General features: G+C 59.2%; 15 protein-coding genes and 1 pseudogene. 4 read left to right on the top strand and 12 right to left on the bottom strand.

Going from position 1 to position 16,893, the window contains the following annotated elements:
- Position 1: 1 nt before the first annotated feature.
- Positions 2-238, bottom strand: a complete 237-nt coding sequence (locus ACI77H_RS12310) for a hypothetical protein (protein WP_407012149.1) — start codon at positions 236-238, stop codon at positions 2-4.
- Positions 239-406: 168 nt separating this feature from the next.
- Between ACI77H_RS12310 and ACI77H_RS12305 the strand changes: the two genes are divergently transcribed.
- Positions 407-871, top strand: coding sequence for a glycine zipper 2TM domain-containing protein (locus ACI77H_RS12305; RefSeq protein WP_407012148.1), 465 nt, complete (start codon positions 407-409; stop codon positions 869-871).
- A gap of 296 nt (positions 872-1,167) precedes the next feature.
- On the opposite strand, the pseudogene ACI77H_RS12300 reads toward ACI77H_RS12305, so the two are convergent.
- Positions 1,168-1,460: pseudogene (locus ACI77H_RS12300) on the bottom strand (toxin); the annotation flags it as partial.
- A 121-nt stretch (positions 1,461-1,581) separates the two neighbouring features.
- Complete coding sequence (gene nhaA, locus ACI77H_RS12295; RefSeq protein ID WP_407012147.1) at positions 1,582-2,769, bottom strand: Na+/H+ antiporter NhaA; 1,188 nt, start codon at positions 2,767-2,769, stop codon at positions 1,582-1,584.
- Positions 2,770-3,006: 237 nt separating this feature from the next.
- On the opposite strand from nhaA, the gene ACI77H_RS12290 reads away from it, so the two are divergent.
- Positions 3,007-4,104, top strand: a complete 1,098-nt coding sequence (locus ACI77H_RS12290) for a PLP-dependent cysteine synthase family protein (protein ID WP_407012345.1) — start codon at positions 3,007-3,009, stop codon at positions 4,102-4,104.
- Positions 4,105-4,219: 115 nt separating this feature from the next.
- Here ACI77H_RS12290 and ACI77H_RS12285 read toward each other — a convergent pair whose 3' ends face one another.
- The 3 genes from ACI77H_RS12285 to ACI77H_RS12275 all read right to left on the bottom strand — a co-directional run bounded on the left by ACI77H_RS12285 (position 4,220) and on the right by ACI77H_RS12275 (position 7,351).
- Positions 4,220-5,833, bottom strand: coding sequence for an NAD(P)/FAD-dependent oxidoreductase (locus ACI77H_RS12285; RefSeq protein ID WP_407012146.1), 1,614 nt, complete (start codon positions 5,831-5,833; stop codon positions 4,220-4,222).
- A 95-nt stretch (positions 5,834-5,928) separates the two neighbouring features.
- Positions 5,929-6,582: a COG3650 family protein gene (locus ACI77H_RS12280; RefSeq protein WP_407012145.1), complete on the bottom strand. Its 654-nt coding sequence runs from the start codon at positions 6,580-6,582 to the stop codon at positions 5,929-5,931.
- Between the two features lie 169 nt (positions 6,583-6,751).
- Positions 6,752-7,351, bottom strand: a complete 600-nt coding sequence (locus tag ACI77H_RS12275; protein ID WP_407012144.1) for a short chain dehydrogenase — start codon at positions 7,349-7,351, stop codon at positions 6,752-6,754.
- Positions 7,352-7,456: 105 nt separating this feature from the next.
- Here ACI77H_RS12275 and ACI77H_RS12270 point away from each other — a divergent pair, with 105 nt between their 5' ends.
- Positions 7,457-8,365: a LysR family transcriptional regulator gene (locus ACI77H_RS12270; protein WP_407012143.1), complete on the top strand. Its 909-nt coding sequence runs from the start codon at positions 7,457-7,459 to the stop codon at positions 8,363-8,365.
- A gap of 194 nt (positions 8,366-8,559) precedes the next feature.
- Here ACI77H_RS12270 and ACI77H_RS12265 read toward each other — a convergent pair whose 3' ends face one another.
- From ACI77H_RS12265 to ACI77H_RS12245, 5 genes are all read right to left on the bottom strand, one after another.
- Positions 8,560-9,261 carry an ABC transporter ATP-binding protein gene (locus tag ACI77H_RS12265; protein ID WP_253437472.1) on the bottom strand — a complete coding sequence of 234 codons (702 nt, stop codon included), beginning with the start codon at positions 9,259-9,261 and terminating at the stop codon, positions 8,560-8,562.
- Complete coding sequence (gene livG / locus ACI77H_RS12260) at positions 9,262-10,029, bottom strand: high-affinity branched-chain amino acid ABC transporter ATP-binding protein LivG (RefSeq protein ID WP_407012142.1); 768 nt, start codon at positions 10,027-10,029, stop codon at positions 9,262-9,264. It abuts the gene before it with no gap.
- On the bottom strand, positions 10,026-11,282 hold the full coding sequence (locus ACI77H_RS12255; protein ID WP_407012141.1) for a high-affinity branched-chain amino acid ABC transporter permease LivM: 1,257 nt from the start codon (positions 11,280-11,282) through the stop codon (positions 10,026-10,028). Before ACI77H_RS12255 ends, livG begins: the two co-directional genes overlap by 4 nt.
- Positions 11,279-12,202 carry a high-affinity branched-chain amino acid ABC transporter permease LivH gene (gene livH, locus ACI77H_RS12250; protein ID WP_150630991.1) on the bottom strand — a complete coding sequence of 308 codons (924 nt, stop codon included), beginning with the start codon at positions 12,200-12,202 and terminating at the stop codon, positions 11,279-11,281. Before livH ends, ACI77H_RS12255 begins: the two co-directional genes overlap by 4 nt.
- A 232-nt stretch (positions 12,203-12,434) precedes the next feature.
- Positions 12,435-13,562, bottom strand: a complete 1,128-nt coding sequence (locus ACI77H_RS12245) for a branched-chain amino acid ABC transporter substrate-binding protein (protein WP_407012140.1) — start codon at positions 13,560-13,562, stop codon at positions 12,435-12,437.
- A 340-nt stretch (positions 13,563-13,902) separates the two neighbouring features.
- Here ACI77H_RS12245 and ACI77H_RS12240 point away from each other — a divergent pair, with 340 nt between their 5' ends.
- Complete coding sequence (locus ACI77H_RS12240) at positions 13,903-14,208, top strand: DUF2288 domain-containing protein (RefSeq protein WP_407012139.1); 306 nt, start codon at positions 13,903-13,905, stop codon at positions 14,206-14,208.
- 318 nt (positions 14,209-14,526) lie between these two features.
- On the opposite strand, the gene ACI77H_RS12235 is transcribed toward ACI77H_RS12240, so the two are convergent.
- Positions 14,527-16,728, bottom strand: a complete 2,202-nt coding sequence (locus tag ACI77H_RS12235; protein ID WP_407012138.1) for a hypothetical protein — start codon at positions 16,726-16,728, stop codon at positions 14,527-14,529.
- Between the last annotated feature and the right edge of the window lie 165 nt (positions 16,729-16,893).

The following is a 16,893-nucleotide window of genomic DNA, read 5'->3' as shown; positions in this document are numbered from 1 at the left end:
TCTACCGACCGGGATAGCCTGCCGCAGCGGCCTCCAGCCACTGAGGCAGGTCTCGACGCTTGATCTTCTGCGCTTGAGCGTTCGCCAATTGCTGGAGCATGTAGGCTTTTTTGTGCTCATCGCTTCCCGCCAGGGCTAACGCCAGATCGCGATCCATCCAGCGTTTGATCCGTATGTACAACCACCCGTGGAAGTACAGACCGGCGACAGTGGTGACGACAATGATGAAGTAATCCATGAAAATCCTTGGGCCAGTGGCGCAGATCTCGTAATTTGTCGCTACTGTGTGCTGAGTTCGTGGAGGGCCCTGTACCGGGCCTGAATCAAACCAATTTTATCCGGGCGACGTCGTGACACGCGTCAAGCTGCGGAGTTTAATGGCTACCTGTCCTTTGGAGTTGATGCTATGCGTAAGTCTGTTCTGCTGGTTGCTTCCTTTTCCACGATGGCGATGTTGCTCACTGGCTGCCAATCGAGCTTGACCGGTGACTCCTACTCCCGTGACGAAGCGCGTCGTGTGCAGACCGTTCGCATGGGCACCATCGAATCCCTGCGTCCGGTGAAAATCGAAGGCACCAAGACCCCGATCGGCGGTCTCGCGGGTGCAGCGGTGGGCGGCGTTGGCGGCAGCGCCATCGGCGGCGGTCGCGGCAGCATCGTTGCGGCGGTCATTGGCGCAGTCGCCGGTGGCCTGTTGGGTTCGGCCACCGAAGAAGGCCTGACTCGCACCCAAGGCGTGGAAATCACCGTTCGCGAAGACGACGGCAGCATGCGTGCTTACGTGCAGCAGGTTCAGGAGAATGAAGTGTTCCGTGTTGGCGAGCGGGTGCGGATTGCTACTGTAGGTGGGACTAGCCGCGTTTCGCACTAAGCGGGAACGAGTGAAAGAAAACCCCGATCAGGTGACTGGTCGGGGTTTTTTGTTTGTGGCTGTTACCCATTGCACGTGAGTTGGAAGTAATGGTTTGGATCGTGAATGGGTTTTCCTATCAGCGTTTCTATCGCTGATAGTTGCAACGGGGTCAGGTTTTAGCCTTCCCAGCCTTGCTGATCGCTACTCCAACCCATGATGGATTTGATTTCCTCTTCGCAAACTTGCGGCAATTCGACGACAAAGGCTTGTGATTCATCCGCTTCCCGAGCGCCCGGCAGGATTAGCTCGCCTTAGTCTTTCTGGCTGTCGGTCGGGACCACACCGGATGGGTTGGAATAATCGATGATGGCATCAGGCAGCTTGCAGGATTTGGCGAACACGCAACCGGCGCGTACGGCGTTGTCCGTTTTCGCGAAGACCTGAAGACTTTCTTCAAGGGCCTGTTGCCTCGCGAGCATGGCGTCGTAAGCAGTTTGTCTGGTATCCCGCGCAGCCAGTTCGGTGGCGGTCATGAAGCGATAGGTGACGTGTGCCCGTCACCTGACGGTGGGTTTGGAATCCGGGGAGTATCCTTGTTGCCAGCCACTGATCATCCTTGCGCTCGTACGTCGACAACCCTCAAAAAGCGGGCTGTGCGACGTAAACGAACGTGGCTGATCGTGGCTGTAGGACGCGTCTCGAATGACGCTAGGAGTTGTCTCTGTCGATCAGGATTGCAGCGCGGCGTTCTTGCGACTCGCCGCCGCCGTCACCGCATACCCAATCAACGCCGCCAATATCGAACCGGTCAAAATCCCCATCCGGTCCATCCCGGCGTACTCACTGGCGCCCGGCACGAACGCCAGGGAACCGACAAACAAGCTCATGGTGAAGCCAATCCCGCAGAGGATTGCCACGCCCAGCACCTGGCCCCAGTTGGCGCCTTGGGGCAGGGCGGCGATGCCGATTTTCACTGCCAGCCAGGTCAGGCCGAACACGCCAAGCGTCTTGCCCAGCAGCAGGCCGACCGCGATACCCATCGGTACGTGATGGGTGAAGCTTTCGACGGTTACGCCGCTCAGGGACAGGCCCGCGTTGGCGAAGGCGAACAGCGGCAGGATGCCGTAGGCCACCCACGGGTGCAGAGCGTGTTCCAGCGTCAGCAGCGGCGACGGTTCGGCATTTTTCGTGCGCAGCGGGATGCAGAAGGCCAGGGTTACGCCGGCCAGCGTGGCATGGACACCACTCTTGAGCACGCACACCCACAGGATCAAACCGATGATCATGTACGGCCCGAGCTTGACCACGCCGAGCCGGTTCATCGCGATCAAGGCGAAGATGCACGACGCGGCCAATGCCAGGGAAAGCGTCGACAGCGTGCCGGAGTAGAAGATCGCAATGACGATGATGGCGCCGAGGTCATCGATGATCGCGAGGGTCATCAGGAACAGTTTCAGCGACACCGGTACGCGCTTGCCCAGCAGGGCGAGTACGCCGAGGGCGAAGGCGATGTCAGTGGCCATCGGGATGGCCCAGCCACTCAGGGCGGCCGGGTTGTCACGATTGAGAAACCAGTAGAACAGCGCTGGAACCACCATGCCGCCAATCGCTGCCGCGCCGGGCAGGACGATCTGCGAAGGCTTCGACAGCTGACCGTCGAGGACTTCGCGCTTCACTTCCAGGCCGATCAGCAGGAAGAATAGGGCCATCAGGCCGTCGTTGATCCACAGCAGTGCCGGTTTGGCGATTTGCAGCGCGCCGACCTGAGCCACCACCGGGGTGTCCAGAAAGCTGCTGTAGAGCCACGACAGCGGCGAGTTGTTGATGATCAAAGCCAGGGCTGCTGCGGCGATCAGTAACAGACCGCTGGCAGCTTCCAACTGAAAGAAACGCGTGAAAGTGCTACGCAGAGGCAAGGTCGCTCTCCATCGAATAATCAAAAAGGTGGCACACCCTAACCCGTACCGTTAGTTGTTAAAACAAAAGTTATATTCTTTTTTGTTATATGCCGTTACAGCGCGAAAGGTAGGCACGGACCTGAGCCTAGCAGTTGCCGGACGTATTGAACCTCAGCTGTATCTGTGCGGGATGTCGGATTTTTCCTAAGCTTGTGGGCTGAGCCTTGTGACAAGGCCGACTTAACGAGAAAACTCATCATGAGCGACAACCGACAGTGGGCCCGGGAAGCCATCCGGATCATCGAAGCGGACTTCCAGCGCAGCGCCGACACCCACCTGATCCCCTTGCCATTGCCAGGGTTGCCGGGCATCGAGTTGTATTTCAAGGATGAGTCGAGCCACCCCACCGGCAGCCTGAAACATCGCCTGGCGCGTTCGTTGTTCCTGTATGCACTGTGTAACGGCTGGCTCAAACCCGGTGCGCCGGTGATCGAGGCTTCCAGCGGTTCGACGGCGATTTCCGAGGCGTACTTCGCCCGTTTGCTCGGCCTGCCGTTTATTGCAGTGATGCCGGCCACCACTTCCAAAGAGAAGATCGCGCAAATCGCGTTCTACGGTGGCAAGAGCCATCTGGTGGACGATCCGACGCAGATCTACGCCGAGTCCGAGCGCCTGGCGCGTGAACACGACGGGCATTTCATCGACCAGTTCACCTACGCCGAACGTGCCACCGACTGGCGGGCGAACAACAACATCGCCGAATCGATTTTCCATCAGATGCGTTTCGAACAGCACCCGGAACCGAGCTGGCTGATTTCCAGCCCCGGCACCGGCGGCACCACCGCGACGTTGGGCCGATACGTGCGCTATCGCCAGCATTGCACCCGCGTGCTGTGCGCCGATGCCGAGCGTTCGGTGTTTTTCGATTACTACCTGACCGGTGATGCCAGCCTGCGCCTGGATCACGGTTCGCGGATCGAAGGCATCGGGCGGCCACGGGTCGAGGCGTCGTTCCTGCCGAAGGTGATCGATGCGATGGTCAAGGTGCCGGACGCTCTGTCACTGGCGGCCATGCATTACCTGGCGCAGCGTTTGGGCCGGCGGGTGGGCGGGTCAAGCGGGACCAATCTGATTGGCGCGTTGATGGCCGCGCAACAGATGGTGGTGGCGGGGGAAGCGGGGTCGATCGTGGCGATTCTGTGCGATGGCGGCGAGCGTTATGAGACGAGTTATTACGATCAGGCTTGGCTCAAGGCTCAGGGGTATGAGTTGAGTGGATTGATGGAGATCGTGGCGGCGAGTGTCGAGCGCGGTGAACCGCTTCCGGCAACCGTGCTGCGCGCCAATATCTGACGCCCAACGCGGAACCTGTAGGAGCCGGCTTGCCGGCGATGAACGATAACGCGGTCCTCCAGACAGACCGCGGTGCATTCATCGCCGGCAAGCCAGCTCCTACAGGGGATTTATGTCAGGCTTCCAGGCCGAGGATGTCGCGGGCCACGGCTTCGGCGATGCGAATCCCGTCCACCCCTGCCGACAGAATCCCGCCCGCATAACCCGCGCCTTCACCCGCCGGGAACAAGCCCTTCACGTTCAGGCTCTGCATCGACTCGTTACGGGTGATCCGCAGCGGCGACGATGTACGCGTCTCGATCCCGGTCAACACTGCGTCGTGCAGCGAGTAACCGCGAATCTGCTTCTCGAACGCCGGCAGGGCTTCGCGAATCGCTTCGATGGCGAACGCCGGCAAGGCCAGCGCCAGATCACCCAGGGCAACACCAGGCTTGTAGGACGGTTCAACACTGCCCAACTCGGTGGACGGTTTGCCAGCAATGAAATCGCCAACCAGTTGCGCCGGCGCTTCGTAGTTGCTGCCGCCCAGCACAAAGGCGTGGGATTCCAGGCGTTCCTGCAACTCGATACCGGCCAGTGGGCCGCCCGGGTAATCGACTTCCGGGGTGATCCCGACGACGATTCCGGAGTTGGCGTTGCGTTCGTTACGCGAGTATTGGCTCATGCCGTTGGTGACCACGCGGCCCGGCTCTGAGGTGGCCGCTACCACTGTGCCGCCCGGGCACATGCAGAAGCTGTAGACCGAGCGACCGTTCTTGGCGTGGTGCACCAGTTTGTAGTCGGCGGCACCCAGTTTCGGGTGGCCGGCGTATTTGCCCAGGCGCGCGCGGTCGATCAGCGACTGTGGGTGTTCGATACGGAAACCCACCGAGAACGGCTTGGCCTCCATGAACACGCCGCGACCGTGGAGCATGCGGAAGGTGTCGCGGGCGCTGTGGCCGAGGGCCAGAATCACGTGCTTCGAATGAATCTGTTCGCCGCCGTTGAGCTCGACACCGACCAGTTGGCCGTCCTCGATCAACACATCGGTAACGCGCTGCTGGAAGCGTACTTCGCCGCCCAGCGCGCGAATCTGCTCACGCATGTTTTCCACCACGCCAGTCAGGCGGAACGTACCGATGTGCGGTTTGCTGACGTAGAGGATTTCTTCCGGCGCGCCGGCTTTGACGAACTCATGCAGGACTTTGCGGCCGATGAACTTCGGGTCTTTGATCTGGCTGTAGAGCTTGCCGTCGGAGAATGTCCCCGCGCCGCCTTCGCCAAATTGCACGTTGGACTCGGGGTTGAGCACGTTTTTGCGCCACAGGCCCCAGGTGTCCTTGGTGCGCTGGCGCACTTCGGTGCCGCGCTCGAGGATGATCGGCTTGAAGCCCATTTGCGCGAGCAGCAGCCCGGCGAAAATCCCGCAGGGCCCGAAGCCTACGACAACCGGGCGTTGCTGCAGATCAGCCGGCGCTTGGCCGACCACTTTGTAGCTGACATCCGGCGCCACGTTGACGTTTCGGTCGTCGGCGAACGTGTGCAGCAACGCCGCCTCATCCTTCGCCGTGAGGTCGATGGTGTAGATGAAGCACAGTTCGGAGGATTTTTTGCGCGCATCGTAGCTGCGCTTGAACAAGGTGAAATCGAGCAGGTCATCACTGGCGATGCCCAGGCGCTGCACGATGGCAGGGCGCAGGTCTTCTTCGGGATGGTCGATCGGCAGCTTGAGTTCAGTGATTCGTAACATGACGGGATCCGGTTCGCGGGGCGCACAACTGCGCCAAGGCGTTTGAAGGCGGCGATTATAAGCCCCAAAAGCCGAGTCCCGTGAGGCTTAAACGATCAGTCGTCGCGCGATCCGCCGAAATACCCGCAGCCACGTTGAACCTGGCCATTGATGCGCAATTCGGCGCTCATGTGTTGAACACTGCCGGTGCTGCTGTCTACGCAACGTTGCGGCGCGACCCACAGTTCGATGTGCTGGTTGTTGGCTTCGGTGCTGAGGTTGAAGCGGCCATCGCCCAGTTGCTCTTCAACATAAGGTACGGCCAGGGGTGGTTGACCCGCACGGTCGATGACCAGGCCTTTGCCGCTGACCTTGACGTTCCACTCGGGCCCATGGCCGGTGGCGCGCAGGATCAGCACTTTGAAATTCGGATCGTCGCACGCGGTGCCCGAGCGTTCGACACGGTACAACTGCTCCAGATCGAGGCGGCTGTCGACGATCCGCCCGCGCACATCGGCGAACAGCTTGCCTTGCGCATCGGCCAGGCTCGCGGCCTCTTGCAGGACGCTGGTGCCGCCGGTGTCGTTGACCACGTAGCTGCGCTGCGTATTGCATGGCTGAAACAACAGCTTGCCGTCGGCCGCGGTCAACTGACCCTGCATTCGGGTCTGGCCCGCGTGAGAGGCACTTTCACGCGGGCCATCGAGCAACTGACAGGCAGCGAACAGTGGAAGCACGGCAACAAGGAATAAGGAACGGGCAACACGCATCTTTGGCTCTCCAGACAAGTGCCGCCACGTTACTCAGCCTGACCGTTCATCACAACCCCGCTGACTCCTGATTTGGCTGCGTCGATCAACTCGTAGGAGCCAGCTTGCTGGCGATGACGATTTCAAGAGCGCCATCGCCAGCAAGCCGGCTCCTACAGATTGTTGTGTGTCAGCCGACGTGAAAGGTCTGACCGGTTTGCAGGCCTTCGACGCTTTTTGCGTAGGCCAGTGCCACATCGGCGGCCGGAACCGGTTTGTAGCCGCGGAAGTACGGCGCGTATTTGCCCATGGCTTCAACCAGGACATTCGGGCTCACCGAGTTCACCCGCAGGCCGCGTGGGAGTTCGATTGCCGCGGCACGCACGAAGCTGTCGATGGCACCGTTGACCAGTGCTGCCGAGGCACCGCTGCGAATCGGGTCGTGGCTGAGCACGCCGGTGGTGAAGGTGAAAGAGGCACCGTCATTGGCGAATTCGCGGCCGATCAGCAGCAGGTTGACCTGGCCCATCAGCTTGTCTTTCAGGCCCAGGGCGAAACTGTCTGCGGTCATTTCGCCCAGCGGTGCGAAGGTCACGTTGCCCGCGGCGCAGACCAGCGCGTCGAACTTGCCGGTCTGTTCGAACAGTTTGCGAATCGAGGTGCTGTCGCTGATATCCACCTGCAAATCGCCGCTGTTGCGACCGATGCGGATGATCTCGTGACGCTCGGACAACTCCTTGTCGATCGCCGAACCGATGGTGCCGCCTGCGCCAATCAAAAGAATTTTCATGCTGTTTATCCTCATGTGTATTGAAAGTGGCTTCAGTCTAGAGTGGTTTTTTCTGCGGATAAGCGCGCTAATAGGCAACCTTTGGTTTTCAAATGGAAACAATCCATGAGTGAGATGGATGACCTGGCGGCGTTTGCGGTATTGATCGAAGCGGGCAGTTTCACCCTGGCGGCTCAGCAACTGGGCTGCAGTAAAGGCCAGTTGTCCAAGCGCATCAGCCTGTTGGAGACGCGGTTTTCGGTGGTGCTGCTGCAACGCACCACTCGCCGCTTGAGCCTGACGGCGGCAGGCGCGGCGCTGTTGCCGCAAGCCCAGGCGCTGGTGGTGCAAGTGGAACGGGCGCGTCAGGCATTGGCGCGGTTGAAAGACGATATGGCAGGGCCGGTGCGTATGACGGTTCCGGTGTCGCTGGGAGAAACCTTCTTCGACGGCTTGCTGCTGGAGTTTTCCCACAAGTACCCGCAGGTGCAGATCGAACTTGACCTCAGCAACAATTACCGTGATTTGTCCCGCGACGGTTTTGATCTGGCGGTTCGCTCCGATGTCGGCAATGACGAGCGCCTGGTGGCCCGCCCCCTGTTGGCCTGGCACGAACTGACCTGCGCCAGCCCGACCTATCTGGAGCAACACGGCGAACCGCTGACCCCGCAGGCCCTCGCTGAGCACCAATGTTTACTCAATAGCCACTACAGCGGCCGCGAAGAATGGCTGTATCACCAGCAGCACGAATTATTGCGTGTGCGTGTGTCAGGACCTTTCGCCAGCAACCATTACAGCCTGCTGAAAAAAGCGGCACTGGCGGGCGCCGGCATTGCGCGTCTGCCGTCCTATCTGTTGCAGGCGGAATTGGCTGATGGTCGTTTGCGTTGGCTCTTGCGCGATTATCAGACACGGCGCATGCCGATGTACCTGGTGCATCCGTACCAGGGTGGGTTGCCCAAGCGCACGCAGGTGTTGGCGGATTATTTGATTGGCTGGTTCAAGCGCAGTGGGGAGGCGCTGGATCGGCTTTAACGATAATGTCTGCCTCACACAGACCCTGTGGGAGCGGGCTTGCCCGCGATAGCGGTTTTACATTCGAACAGAGATGTTGACTGGACTAGCGCTTTCGCGGGCAAGCCCGCTCCCACAAGGATCTTCATTGTTGGTGAGCTTGTGGCAGACACAAAAAAACGGCCCGAAGGCCGTTTTCTGTTTACCGCAAAGGCTTAACCTCCGAGGTACGCTTCGCGCACTTTCGGGTCGGTCAGCAGCGCTTCACCAGTGCCTTGCATCACCACGCGGCCGTTCTCCAGAACGTACGCGCGGTCAGCGATTTTCAGTGCCTGGTTGGCGTTCTGCTCGACCAGGAACACCGTCACGCCATCCTTGCGCAGCTGTTCGATGATGTCGAAGATCTGCTGGATGATGATCGGCGCCAGACCCAGCGAAGGCTCGTCGAGCAGCAACAGCTTGGGCTTGCTCATCAGCGCACGGCCGATGGCGAGCATTTGCTGTTCGCCGCCGGACATGGTGCCGCCGCGCTGGGCAAAGCGTTCTTTCAGGCGTGGGAAAAGTCCGAGAACCTTGTCCATCTGTTCCTGATAGTCGCCCTTGTTAGTAAAGAATCCGCCCATGGACAGATTCTCTTCCACGGTCAGACGGGCAAACACCCGACGACCTTCCGGTACGACCGCAATGCTTTTACGCATGATCTGCGACGAGTCCTGGCCGACGAGCTCTTCGCCCATGTAGCGGATGCTGCCGCTGTGGGCTTGCGGCGAACCGCAGAGGGTCATCAACAGCGTCGACTTGCCGGCACCGTTGGCGCCGATCAGGGTGACGATCTCGCCCTGGCGGACTTCAACGTTGACGCTGTGCAGCGCCTGGATCTTGCCGTAGAAGGTGGAAACGTTTTCGAATTGCAGCATTTACGCTTCCCCCAGGTAGGCTTTGATCACTTCAGGATTGTCGCGGATCTGTTCCGGCGTGCCGTTGGCCAGGGGCGTGCCCTGGTTGATCACGACGATGTGGTCGGAAATGCTCATGACCAGTTTCATGTCGTGTTCGATCAGCAGCACGGTGACGTTGTGCTCTTCACGCAACATGCTGATCAGCGCCTTGAGATCCTCGGTTTCCTTCGGGTTCAGGCCGGCAGCCGGTTCGTCGAGCATGAGGATCCGCGGGCGGGTCATCATGCAACGAGCGATTTCCAGACGACGTTGCTGACCGTAGGCCAGGGTGCCGGCCGGACGGTTGGCGAACTGAGTGAGGTTGACCTTGTCCAGCCAGTACTCGGCGAACTCCATGGCCTCGCGCTCGCTTTTGCGGAACGACGGGGTCTTGAACAGGCCGGACAGGAAGTTGGTGTTCAGGTGACGGTGCTGGGCGATCAAGAGGTTCTCGACCGCAGTCATGTCCTTGAACAAGCGCACGTTCTGGAAGGTCCGCACCACGCCTTTGAGGGCGATCTTGTGGCCCGGCAGGCCCTGGATCGGCTCGCCGTCCAGCAGGATGCTGCCGCCGCTCGGTTTGTAGAAACCGGTCAGGCAGTTGAACACGGTGGTCTTGCCGGCGCCGTTCGGGCCGATCAGCGCAACCACCTGTTTTTCCTTCACGGTCAGGGCGACGCCGTTGACCGCCAGCAAGCCGCCGAAGCGCATGCTCAGATTTTCGACTTTAAGGATCTCGCGGCTCATTTGCGCAGCTCCATGTGTGGACGTTGCATGGGCAGCAGGCCTTGAGGTCGCCAAATCATCATCAGCACCATCAAGGCGCCGAACATCAACATGCGGTACTCACTGAACTCACGCATCATTTCCGGCAACAGGATCATCACCACGGCCGCGAGGATCACGCCCAGTTGCGAGCCCATGCCACCCAGCACGACGATGGCAAGAATGATCGCCGACTCGATGAAGGTGAAAGACTCCGGTGTCACCAGACCCTGACGGGCGGCGAAGAAGCTGCCGGCGAAACCGGCGAAGCTGGCGCCCAGGGTGAAGGCCGAGAGCTTGATGACGGTAGGATTGAGACCCAACGCACGGCAGGCGATTTCGTCTTCACGCAGCGCTTCCCAGGCGCGACCGATCGGCATGCGCAGCAAACGGTTGATCACGAACAGCGCACCGAGGGCCAGCAACAGGGCAACCAGGTACAGGAAAATCACCTTGTTGATCGAGTTGTATTCCAGACCGAAGTACTCGTGAAAGGTCTGCATGCCTTCGGCCGCTTTGCGTTCGAAGGTCAACCCGAAGAACGTTGGCTTCTCGATGTTGCTGATGCCGTTCGGGCCACCGGTGAGACCGGTCAGGTTGCGCAGGAACAGACGGATGATTTCACCGAAGCCCAGAGTCACGATCGCCAGATAGTCACCGCGCAGGCGCAGGACCGGGAAGCCGAGCAGGAAGCCGAACGTGGCCGCCATCAGGCCGGCGATCGGCAGGCAGATCCAGAAGCTCAGACCGTAGTAATGCGACAGCAGCGCATAACTGTAGGCACCGACGGCGTAGAAGCCGACGTAACCGAGGTCGAGCAGACCGGCCAAGCCGACCACGATGTTCAGGCCCAGGCCCAGCATCACGTAGATCAGCACCAGGGTGGCGATATCCACCGCGCCGCGAGAACCGAAGAACGGCCAGACCAGCGCGCCGGCGATCAACGCGATGATGAACCAGCGCTGGGTGCTCGGCAGGGTCAGGAAGTTGCTGGCCTTGGCCGGAACCAGCGGCATGTTGGGCGAGGAGCGCCAGGCCGAGCTGATCTGTTGATCGAACAGCACGCGCAGGAACATCAGCACCGAGCACACGGCGATGGTGATCAGCGTGGCATTGCTGGTGCCGTGGACTTCGAGGTTGATGCCGACGATGGTCAGTTTCAGACCGAGTACCGGGTAGGCAACTGCCCACACCAGCAGGGCGCTAAACAGCGCCTGTTTAAGATTCCTAGTCATACTTTCTCAACCTCCGGGCGGCCCAGCAGGCCGGTTGGCCGGAACAACAACACCAGAACCAATAGACCGAACGCCACAACGTCCTTGTACTGGTCGCCGAAGATATCGGCACCGAAGGCTTCCGCTACCCCAAGCACCAACCCGCCGAGCATGGCGCCGGGAATGCTGCCAATACCGCCCAGTACCGCTGCGGTGAAGGCCTTGAGGCCGACGAGGAAACCGGCGTTCGGGTTGATCACGCCGTATTGCATGCTCAACAGCACGGCTGCGATGGCTGCCAGTGCGGCACCGATAACGAAGGTCAGGGCGATGATGTTGTTGGTGTTGATACCCAGCAGGTTGGCCATCTTGATGTCTTCGGCGCAGGCACGGCAGGCGCGACCCAGGCGAGAGCGGGAGATGAACAGCGTCAGGCCGAGCATGGCGACCAGGGTCACCACGAACACCACGATTTGCATGTAGGAAATCAGCACTTCATGTGCGCCACCTGGCCCGAAGGCAATGTTGCCTGGAATCAGGTTGGGGATGGATTTGTCCTTGGAGTCTTGCGCCAGCAGAACCGTGTTCTGCAGGAAGATCGACATGCCGATGGCGGAAATCAGCGGGATCAGACGGTTGCTGCCGCGCAAGGGGCGGTAGGCGATCCGTTCGATGCTGTAGCCGTAGGCACTGGTCACGACGATGGTCGCCAGGAAAGCGGCGGTCATCAACAGCGGAACACTGTCGAGTCCCATCATGGTCAGCCCGGCGATGGCGATGAACGCCACGTAGGAACCGATCATGTACACCTCGCCGTGGGCGAAGTTGATCATTCCAATGATGCCGTAAACCATCGTATAGCCGATGGCGATCAGGGCATACGTGCTGCCAATGGTCAGACCATTAACCAGCTGTTGGAAAAAGTGATAGAGGTCAGGCATTACTGCGCTCCTAAAAACCTGATACGCATTTCACTGGTGGAGTCATTTTCCCGCTCGAGCCCCGTGGATCTGCATCCACTTCGAACGCGAGGTTTGCCAGCGAACCGCTGATGACGGTTTTGAGATTTTCAGGTGGGGAGACTGGCGGATCACGCCAGCGCGGCCCAATACGTTCGTAAAACAAAGCCCACGGCACGCCGTGGGCTTTATTGGCAGTCAGTCAGGCAAGGCCTTACTGAGGCGAAGCTTCAGTTTTAGGTTTACCGAAGTGCCACTCGTAAACCACAAATTTGAAGTCTTTCAGGTCGCCCTTGGCGTCGAAGCTCAGGTCGCCAGTCGGGGTTTTGAAAGTGCCAGCGTGGATGGCAGCAGCCACTTTGGCAGCGTCTTCCGACTTGGCAGCCTTGATACCTTCGGCGATCACTTCCACAGCCGAGTAGGCCGGGAATACGAACGGACCGCTTGGGTCTTCTTTCTTCGCTTTGAACGCATCAGCCAGGGCGATGTTGGCCGGGTCCTGGTCGAAGGATTTCGGCAGGGTCACCAGCAGGCCTTCGGAAGCGTCCTTGGCGATCTGCGAAATGGAGTCGTTACCCACGCCTTCCGGACCCATGAACTTGGCTTTCAGGCCTTTTTCCTGTGCTTGACGCAGGATCAGACCCAGCTCCGGGTGGTAGCCGCCGTAGTAGACGAAGTCGACGTTGGCTTGCTTGAGCTTGGCGATGATCGACGAGAAGTCCTTGTCGCCGGCATTGATGCCTTCGAACACGGCAACCTTGGTGCCTTTCTTCTCGAGGGTTTGTTTAACGGCGGTGGCGATGCCTTCACCGTATTGCTGTTTGTCGTGCAGGACAGCAACGATTTTCGGTTTCACGTGATCGGCAATGTAGTTACCGGCGGCAGGGCCCTGGGCGCTGTCCAGACCGATGGTGCGGAACACCATTTTGTAACCACGGTTGGTGATGTCCGGGCTGGTGGCAGCCGGGGTGATCATGATCACGCCTTCGTCTTCGTAGATGTCCGAAGCCGGTTGAGTGGAGCTGGAGCACAGGTGACCGACCACGAACTTGACGCCGTCGTTGACGACCTTGTTCGCGACTGCCACAGCTTGTTTTGGATCACAGGCGTCATCGTATTCAACGGCTTCGAGTTTCTTGCCGTCTACGCCGCCCTTGGCGTTGATCTGTTCGATGGCCATTTTGGCGCCACTGAACTGCATGTCGCCGTATTGGGCTACAGGACCGGTTTTAGGGCCGGCGATGCCGATCTTGATGGTGTCAGCTGCGAACGAATGGCTGGCAACCCCGGCCAGAACCATAGCGGCAAACAGTTTGGAAATCTGCTTAGTAGCCTTAGTCATAGTGCTCCACTCTTACTGTTGTAGTTTTTATAGTCCTGGCGCCGTAGCAGCAGAACCGGGTCAGATATCTTCGAATATCCCCCGGAAAATGCCCCCGGCAACTGTACCGGTACAGTGTAGAGCGCCGATTGTCAGCCTGGGAAGGCAGCGCCGGGGGGCAAAACCTGAGGGTGTCGCTTTTTTGAAAGAAAAAGACAGAATTGCGGCGGGGGTTGTAGCTGAGTTCTCAGCAATCCTTGGCTTTCCTGCAGTTTTCAATCGATGACTCAATTGCATCCGGGTTTTTCTGCCAGACCACCGACGTTATCATCCACATCGATTTCTTTTCCGGACAGGACCCATGACTCAAGAACCTAGCACCCTCTATGCCAAGCTGCTTGGTGAAACCGCATCTATTACCTGGAAAGAGCTGGAACCCTTCTTCGCCAAGGGTGCCCTATTGTGGGTCGACCCCGGTCTGGATTTGATCGCTGCGGCCGAGGCGGTGGCCACCGACGAAGGCGAGAAAGTGGCTGCCTGGCTGGCCGCCGACAAGGTCACCAAGCTCTCTGAAACGCGGGCGCTGGATCTTTTTGAACGCGATCCGGAGCTGTGGGCAGTAGTGGTTTCGCCGTGGATTCTGATCCAGGAAAGGGCGACGAAGTGAAGTCTTGCACCGAATGAGTGCGTGAGTTTGCCGCTTAAAAGTGTGTAGCCGAGTAGCGTGATGGCATGTTGCCGTAGAGAAAGGCCACAGAAGGGTCTTGGCGAGGGTGACGTAAACGTAACGGGAACAGTTTATTGAGCAGCCGATGGGCTGCTTAATTGTTTCTGGATGTTGTAAGTCTTGGGTTTTGCGAGGCCAGGCAGGGCCCCATCGCGGGCAAGCCCGCTCCCACAGGTTCAGTGGCGTTCATGATTTTTATGCACGACACGGACACTGTGGGAGCGGGCTTGCCCGCGATGGGGGCGACGCGGTGTCAAGTCAGACGGAGAATGTTTTACCGGTGTGGTTATTCAGCGAAATAACCTTGGTCTTGCCAATCCGGTGACGGTAGATCTCGCGCAGGTACTTGATCGCCTTCTTCACGCAATCGCGCGACAGGCGAATGTCATTGATCGAGACAAACTTGTCCTTGTCGTTGATCAGCTCGCGGTACTTCTTCTCGTACATCGGTTTGATCGCATACCAGTTGGTATCGAGGATCTTCGCCGGGTTTTCGAACTCGTTCAGCAAGTCGTCGATCAGGTCTTCGTCGAATTCCTCGTTGATGATGAAGTCGAGGATCGAGTTATCCAGCGTGTCGTCGAAGCGGTACGGGTTCTTCGCGAAGCAACGCTTGATGAAGGCCACGATCAGGGTCAGGAAGTCGTCCGACAGGCACGGGCTCTTGGCGATCAGCGTGGTCAGCGACAAGTTGGCCGACGCGCCGATCACCAGTGCATAGCGCTTGAGCGTGGTGTTCGGGAACAGGCTGTTGAGGTGGGTCTTCAACCGGTTCAGGTCCATGTACGACAACTTGTAGTCTTTCGGCAACGAAACGATCGACACCACCGACGAGCAGTTCTTGAAGAAGTGCAGGTCGTGCAACGCGGCCGCGTCGTAACCGGAATTCTTGTACTGCTCCAGCGAAGCACGATAGCGCTTGGACTCGATCGGCAGCAGGCTGATGCCTTCGATGGCCTGGGTCACTTTGTTGAAGTGCGGCAGGTCGATGGAGCGGAAGAACAGGTCATCGATATTCAAGCGCTGCGGCTCTTTCTCGAACACCTTGAACTTGTCACTGCTCGGCGGTGGCGTTTCCGGGACCACGGACTCGGCGTAGGCAATCGCCACCGGGCCGGCCAGGCTCATGAACAGGTCGTTGGCGTCGAGGCGAATGGTTTCGCCGATGTCGATGCCGGCGCGACGGAAATAGTTCTGGTCGTAGTCAGTCGTAACCGCCTGCGCCGTCAGAATGTTGAAGATCTGTTGTGAGATGTACTGGTTGGCGTGCTTTTCCATCGCGTTGACATCGATGTTCTGGATGTTGCCGTCATCGCTTTCTTCGGCATACCGCATGATGTCGTTGGAGATCAGCATCATCGCGTTCCATGGGCGGATACGGCCCATGACGCTGGCTTCGCTGCTGTCTTCGTTAGCGAAGTTGTAGGAGAAGTCCCATTCTTCCGACAGGTATTTGCACAGCAGGCGACCGGCGTTGATGTGCAGCGCCTCGGACATTTCGCTGCGGTGGTCGGAAATGTTCGGCAGCACGCAAATGCCGCTGGTGAAGATCGGTTCGAAGACGAAAGAATGCCCGCTCTTGCCGTCGTGCTCGTCCATCGGCTTGGTGTCGAACGTTTTGTTCATGTACGAGTGCTGCTGGGCCAGGCCGAATTCCGAGGCCATGCCCGAACCGGTACCGCCGCCGGCACTGAAGATCGAGAAATACAGGCGCGACTGGTTGGCCTTGATGCCGCAGCTGTCGATCAGGTACGAGTGAATCATCTTCCAGTCCGGGCTGGAGAAACGCTGGGTGTCCTTGTTCAGGATGATCTTCGCCAGGTACTGACCGAGGATCGGCGCGTTACCGGCGCCACCGGCGTGGACTTCCGACAAGTCCATGATTTTCATTTTGCTGTAGTCGCGCAGGAAGCCGCTTTTTTCGCCCTTGCGCGAGAAACGGATGCGACCGGCGATGTCTTTGTCGAGGTCGCCGAGCATGACCAGCGGCTCCACCAGGAACACCGGTTTGGTGGCCTTGTTCGGCCCCAGGCGCAGGTTGTTGCGAATCCACTGGGCCGGGCTGTAGCCCTTTTCGGCGTAGCGCTTGTCCGGCGACAGGCGATCTTCGTTGTTGAATTCGTTGAGGTAGAACTTGCGGGCGTTGTATACCAGCTCTGCGACGTCCAGTGCGATGTTCGAGCCGCAGCGACCGAGGCCGATCAGGCACACCGACGGGAATTCCTGATCGCTGTGCTGCTCGCTATCGCCTTCCAGGTGCGGCGGGCGTGGGAACACCATGTCGCGCAGGCCGTCGAGGTTATCGAGGATGCGGTCCGTATTGGTTTCGGTGAAGTACAGGTATTGCTGCGTCGACAACGGGCGCGAGGGGCTCAATGGCTTCGACGGCGTGGGGCTGTTTGCCGCTGGGCTCAGCGTCAGATCGGATATCGCAGTGGCCGGATTGTTTTTAGAAGTCATTGTGCGCCATGTACCTGGGCTGGTTGGCTGGACGACAAAGCGTCGTCAAACCATCACGGATGGGGTCTCGCGTCATTTTTTCAGCGCGTATTGGGCCCAAGCGTCAGGGACTGGGCCTGAACATCACTCGGGGGAATCCTTTCCTTAGTCATGATGAATCGGCCA

It is taken from the genome of Pseudomonas sp. O230, assembly GCF_045447035.1.
In the GTDB taxonomy this organism is placed as follows: domain Bacteria; phylum Pseudomonadota; class Gammaproteobacteria; order Pseudomonadales; family Pseudomonadaceae; genus Aquipseudomonas.
This window is presented reverse-complemented; position numbering and strand designations above follow the sequence as displayed.